The following is a 5296-nucleotide window of genomic DNA, read 5'->3' as shown; positions in this document are numbered from 1 at the left end:
CGCCCGACTAGACGACGGCCTCATGACGACCATAGAGCTACGGCGTCGGCGGGTAACCACTCCCGATTTTCAGCCCGGAACGGGCTCCGCGCAGCGGAAATGGGACTAGACGAGTAAGTCCTAAGTCGCTGCCAGGCGGAGTGTGAACATGACGAAGGGTGTTGACGATCGGTTTGTGACAACAGACCTCAACACCCTTCTCACCGCACTGTACGTCAGGATCGACGACTGGCTCGGCCACCGGCTACGACTGGGACGCAAACCGAAGCTGACCGACGCCGAACTGCTCACCCTGGCCGTGGCTCAGGTCCTGCTCGGCATCCACTCCGAGGCCCGCTGGCTGCGCTACGTCCCCGAGCACCTGCCCGGCGCCTTTCCCTACCTGCCTGGCCAGTCCGGCTACAACAAGCGCCTGCGCAAGGCCCTGCCACTGTTCAAGCGAGCGATCCGGGCGTTGGCCTCCGACACCGACCTGTGGAGCGACACAGTGTGGGTGGCCGACTCCACGCCGGTCGAGTGCGGCCGTTCCCGCCCCACCGTCCAGCGCTCCGAGCTGGCCGGCTGGGCCGGCTACGGCTACTGCCGCTCCCACTCACGCTGGTTCTGGGGCCTGCGCCTGCACCTGATCTGCACCCCCGCGGGCTTACCGATCACCTGGGCCCTGGCCACCCTGGCTGCGGAGGTTTCGTCCGACACCGCTTGTTGGCGAGTTCTGACACCGCCGGGCACGTGTCGGTGCCGCGGATGTTGGTTTGCGTCGACACCGCTTCCGCGCCCGACGGGTGTCAGGTTGTCCGCTGCTTTGTGGCTTGGGCCAGACGGTAGGAGTCGGTGCCGGTCTCGAGGATGGTGCCGCCGAAGGTGAGTCGGTCGACGATGGCTGCGCATAGCCGGGGGTCGGTGAAGGTCTTGGTCCAGCCGAAGGACTCATTGGACGCGATCGCGACCGAGGCCTTCTCCTCACGCTCGGTGAGGACCTGGAAGAGGAGTTCCGCGCTGCGGCGGTCGAGTTGCATGTAGCCGAGTTCGTCGATGCACAGCAGGTCGACGCGGCCGTAGCGGGCGATGGTCTTCGCCAGCGTCATCTCGTCGGCGGCCTCGACGAGCTCGTTGGCAAGCTGGGTCGCCAGGGTGTACTTGACCCGGTAGCCGGCCATGGCGGCCTCGGTGCCGAGTGCGATCAGCAGATGGGACTTGCCGGTGCCGGAGTCCCCGATCAGACACAGCGGCTGTCCCTTCTGGACCCATTCGCACTTGGCGAGGGTGTGGATCACGGCGGGATCGATGTTGGGGTTGGCGTCGAAGTCGAAGGCCCGCAGGGACTTCTCGCGGGGGAACTTGGCGGCCTTGATCCGGCGTTCGGACCGGCGTCGGGCGCGATCGTCGCACTCGGCAAGCAATAGTTCGGCGAGGAACCCGCGGTAAGACATCTGCTCACGCCCTGCCCGGTCGGCGTAGTCGGTGAAGGAGTTGCGGATGGTGGGCATTCGCAGCATCCGGCACGCTTGGTCGATCGCGGCGTCGGCTGCTTCTTCGGTCATCCCACGGCGCTTGGTGGTCACGGTGCGGCTCCTTCGTTCGGGGTGTCACGTCGGCTGGCCAACAGCTGGTCGTACTTCTCCACGCTCGGCAGCGGCCGAGTGTCGGCCGGGATGTGGGCGCGGAGCCGGCGCTCGGTCAGCGATCGCACGGCAGGGATCTCGCCTTCTCCGCGTGCCTTGTCGCCGCTCATCAGGGACTGGTGGTCCGCTGTCGTGTCGTCGGCTCCGCCATCTGCTGTGTCGTTGTACTTGCGCGCTTCCAACGCGACAGCGTCCGCGGTGAGCGCGCCTGCACGCAGCGCCGTCGCGAGTCCGGCGACGACGTGGTCGTGTGGAAGGTGCCGGTGCAGCATCAGGACCTCAATGAGGGCACGGGTGCCGTCGGCGTCACCGTGGGCCTTGCAGGCCGCGGCCCACCAGGCGTCGTGAACGGGCGTGAACCGCCCGGATGCCCTGGCCTGCTCCAGCGCTTTCGCACCGGGTAGCGCGCCCGGTTTGCGGAGGAGGACCTCGAGATACTGGTCCAGGTCGACCCGGGTCGAGCCCTTGGTCATGAGCCGTTCGTGGCGGGCGATCTCGGTCCTGCCGTCGAACACGACCAGGTCGCTGGCGTTCAGGAGCACCCGGGCTTGACGGCCGACCATGCGCGCGGGCACGGAGTACTTGTTCATCCGGACCGTGACCTGAGCGTACCGGTCCACGCGCGGGGTGAACCAGCGGCCGGTCGCGAACGGCTCGGTCGGAAGGGGCGCGAGCAGTGGCTGCTCGGTGGCGAAGTGTTCCCCGACCGTGCGGGCGCGGGACCCGATCCGCCGGGCGTCGTCGGCTTCGTCCCAGGCGTCGACCATAGCGTTGAGCTCGGCGAGGGAGTCGACTTCTGGGATGGGGACGAGGTGGTTGCGTCGGGAACCAGCCGATCTGCCCCTCGACGCCGCCCTTCTCGTGCGCACCTTGGATTCCGGGCTGGCAATAGAAGGCTTCGATGGGGAGTGGGAACGGACGGCGGTCCACCTGTCGGCCTCGACCCGCTGGCGGGAGAACCCGATCACGCTCGCGACGGCGGCCTTGAGGTTGTCGTAGCGGATCTTCCCGGTCGGCACCCCGCCGAGCACGTTGAAGGCGTGGACGTGACCCTCGAAGAAGGCTTCCTGCCCAGCCGAGGCACTGACCCTGTGCACGGCCTTGCCCGAGTAGGAGAGCCGAAGGCTGAACAGCGCGCAGGTTACGAGCTCGCCGCGCAGGTGGATGGCGACGTCGCCGAAGTCAACCTCGGCCTCGCGGCCCGGGAGGTGCTCTTGCGGGATGAACGCGTTGGCAGGTTCCCGTCCGACCTCGACGCGAATCTCACGGCGTCGGGTGGCGACGTACTCGCGGACCATCCAGTACGACACCACCCCGGCCCCGTCATGTTCGTCAAGCAGTCGATCGAAGATCCGCTTCGCCGTGTGTCGCTGCTTCCGCGGTGCGTCGAGGTCCGAGCGCAGCCAGTCGTCGATCACCACTCGGTACGCGTCAAGCCGTGAGCCGCGTTTGGGCGGTTGCTTTCTCTCCTTCGGCCATGCAGATTCCAGCGCCGCTGTCACGGTTCGGAAGCCGACGCCGTGCTTGCGCTGCAGCGCGCGGTTGGACATCCCAGATCGGGCATCCCGTCGGATCGCCGCGTACAGGTCGACCCGGGAACGCGGCTGCGTCATCGGTGGCACTCCTGACGTGAGCACGCCGTGGGCACGACTTTCGGCACCGGGCCACCGCCCGGGAACGGTGACCGCATGCGACCACAGCCCGGAATCACTGGCCCTACCGAGGTGCCTGGTCATGTGCTGCGCAGGGCTTCGGTGGGCGGTACTGAGTCGGCCCGGAGTGCGGGGTACGACCGACGACGGAGCCGATGAGCAGCGAGTAGGCCAGGTCGAGTCCCACTGAAGCCCAGGTCAGTACGACGGCCCGGCCTTGCGTGGTGACGAAGACGTTGGTGACGAGCACGCCCAGGATCAGGCCTGTGATGCCGCCGACGACATCAACCTCGACACCACCTGTCCGCCCCGTGTCCCTGGCGCGACGAAGATCTGCTTGCGCGGTGCCTAATCGGTCTTCCCGCAACACCTCGCGGGCCCCTCAGTGTTCGCTGCTGAAGAACCGTAGCAACAGCGGGCCGACGGTCTGTGGGTCGACGACGTGATCCGGCCCCTCGAGGGTCTCCCGTTGAGCGTGGGGTAGTAGGTCTGCAAGCTCGTCGGCTGCGCGGTCGAAGAAGTCCGAGGGCAGGCCTGCCATATAGGGGGACGAGATCGGTCCTCCGGTGATGACCAGGACCGGTTGGGTGACCGTTGCCAGTCGATCGGCCGGCAACTGGTAGCGGTTGAGGAAGACGCTGTCGTGGACCAGCGTGGGCGCGAGGGCGACCGAATGCGCCCAATGCGGCGTCTGCTTGGCCGCGGTCGACATTCTCGAACGCATCATCGCCCCTGCCCCCCTGTCGTCGTCGGAGGCGCCGGTCACGCGCATGAACAGTTCGAGAACCTCTTCGTCTCGCCCGGCGTCGAAGGCGCGTCGGGTGTCCGCGATGTACTTCTCGAATCGAGGGCGTATGTCGTCCCCGACCGCGTAGGGCACCTCCCACACGGCGATCATGTCGATGGCAGACCCGGCCGCAGCGGTTTCCATCGCCAGCGCGCCACCAGAGGACGCCCCGAACAGGTGTGCCGAGCCGCCCGCCGCCGCGATCAACGCATCCAGGTCCTCGATCTCCCTTTCCACGGCGTAGGGCTCGGTGAAGCCGCTCGCGCCGCGTCCCCGACGGGCATAGTTGTAAACCGTGAAGTGTTCGGCGAGAGCAGGTACCAAGGGAGCGTTCTCGGCTCCATCGTCCAGTCCGCCGCCTACCAGGATGACCGCCGGGCCGCTTCCCTTCCGGTCGTAGGCGATGGTGGTGCCATCGTTTGATGTCACGCGAAGAGGCATGTCGTTCATCTCACATCTCCGTTCGAGAGGTTGTCTCAGCGCCTGAACAGCGTGCCGACGACGGCCTCGGTGCGCGACCAGCGCGCCCTTGCGATCACGGCCGCCACCACCAGGAATGCCAGCGGATGCCAGGGGCTCTGCTCGAGCACGAATTGATTGGTGATGGCGGCACCCGCCAGCAGCGCGACCAGCCCGAGACCTGCCAGGCCCGCCAGTGCCGGGATCAGGAGCCCCACCCCGCCAGCGACCTCCAGCGTTCCGACCAGGTACCGAAGCCACTGTCCTGCCCCGATGTCCGCGAACATGTCCACCATCGCCGGATCGCCTGCAAGCTTCGCGATTCCGCCGCCGGCGATCATCGCGCCCAGCGCAACCTGCAGGACCCAGAGCCCGATATTGCGTGCGCGCCCGGGCTGGTGCTCACCCGCACGCGAGTTGTTCATGATGTCGGTGTTCATTTGCCGCTCTCCTCTTCTCTCGGAATCCTCTACTTCTTGTTGCGGTAGAGGACTATGGTGATGAGACCGAAGACCGCGACGAGAAGTACGGACGAGACGAGCACCCAGCCGATTTCCCCGGTGGGCACCGAGCCGTCCATCAGGCCGCGTACCACGGTCGCCAGGTGGGTGATCGGGTTGACCTCGACGACCGCCTGCATCCACCCGGGCATCGTCTTCGGGTCCACGAAGATGTTGCTCACGAACGTCAGCGGGAACATCACCATCATGCTGACCCCCGCCACCGAGTTCGGCGTGCGCAGGATCAGGCTGAGCATCGTCCACAGCCACGACAGG

General features: G+C 66.9%; 5 protein-coding genes and 1 pseudogene. 1 reads left to right on the top strand and 5 read right to left on the bottom strand.

What is annotated here, in order from left to right; all coding sequences use genetic code 11:
- Positions 1-175 precede the first annotated feature (175 nt).
- Positions 176-667 (top strand): annotated as a pseudogene (locus ACTWPW_RS62835) (IS982 family transposase); the annotation flags it as partial.
- A gap of 118 nt (positions 668-785) precedes the next feature.
- On the opposite strand, the gene istB reads toward ACTWPW_RS62835, so the two are convergent.
- The 5 genes from istB to ACTWPW_RS62810 form a co-directional block, all read right to left on the bottom strand.
- Positions 786-1562: an IS21-like element helper ATPase IstB gene (gene istB, locus ACTWPW_RS62830; RefSeq protein WP_443174823.1), complete on the bottom strand. Its 777-nt coding sequence runs from the start codon at positions 1560-1562 to the stop codon at positions 786-788.
- Complete coding sequence (gene istA, locus ACTWPW_RS62825) at positions 1559-3235, bottom strand: IS21 family transposase (RefSeq protein ID WP_443174822.1); 1677 nt, start codon at positions 3233-3235, stop codon at positions 1559-1561. The genes istB and istA overlap by 4 nt, the downstream gene beginning before the upstream one ends.
- Positions 3236-3656: 421 nt before the next feature.
- Positions 3657-4511 (bottom strand): alpha/beta fold hydrolase, encoded by an 855-nt coding sequence (locus tag ACTWPW_RS62820; RefSeq protein ID WP_443174821.1) that lies wholly within the window; start codon positions 4509-4511, stop codon positions 3657-3659.
- 26 nt (positions 4512-4537) lie between these two features.
- Positions 4538-4960, bottom strand: a complete 423-nt coding sequence (locus tag ACTWPW_RS62815) for a DoxX family protein (RefSeq protein ID WP_443174820.1) — start codon at positions 4958-4960, stop codon at positions 4538-4540.
- Positions 4961-4989: 29 nt separating this feature from the next.
- The coding region (locus ACTWPW_RS62810) for an ABC transporter permease (protein ID WP_443174819.1) at positions 4990-5296 on the bottom strand (307 nt) is incomplete at its 5' end.

It is taken from the genome of Nonomuraea sp. KM90 (genome assembly GCF_052246675.1).
Lineage (GTDB): Bacteria > Actinomycetota > Actinomycetes > Streptosporangiales > Streptosporangiaceae > Nonomuraea.
Note: the sequence above shows the minus strand (reverse complement) of the source record. Positions and strands in the feature narration are given on the sequence as shown.

Excerpts from the sequence above, each read along its gene's own strand:
- istA (WP_443174822.1), bottom strand. The coding sequence starts at position 3,235 with ATGACGCAGCCGCGTTCCCGGGTCGACCTGTACGCGGCGATCCGACGG.
- ACTWPW_RS62815 (WP_443174820.1), bottom strand. The coding sequence starts at position 4,960 with ATGAACACCGACATCATGAACAACTCGCGTGCGGGTGAGCACCAGCCC.
- ACTWPW_RS62820 (WP_443174821.1), bottom strand. The coding sequence starts at position 4,511 with ATGAACGACATGCCTCTTCGCGTGACATCAAACGATGGCACCACCATC.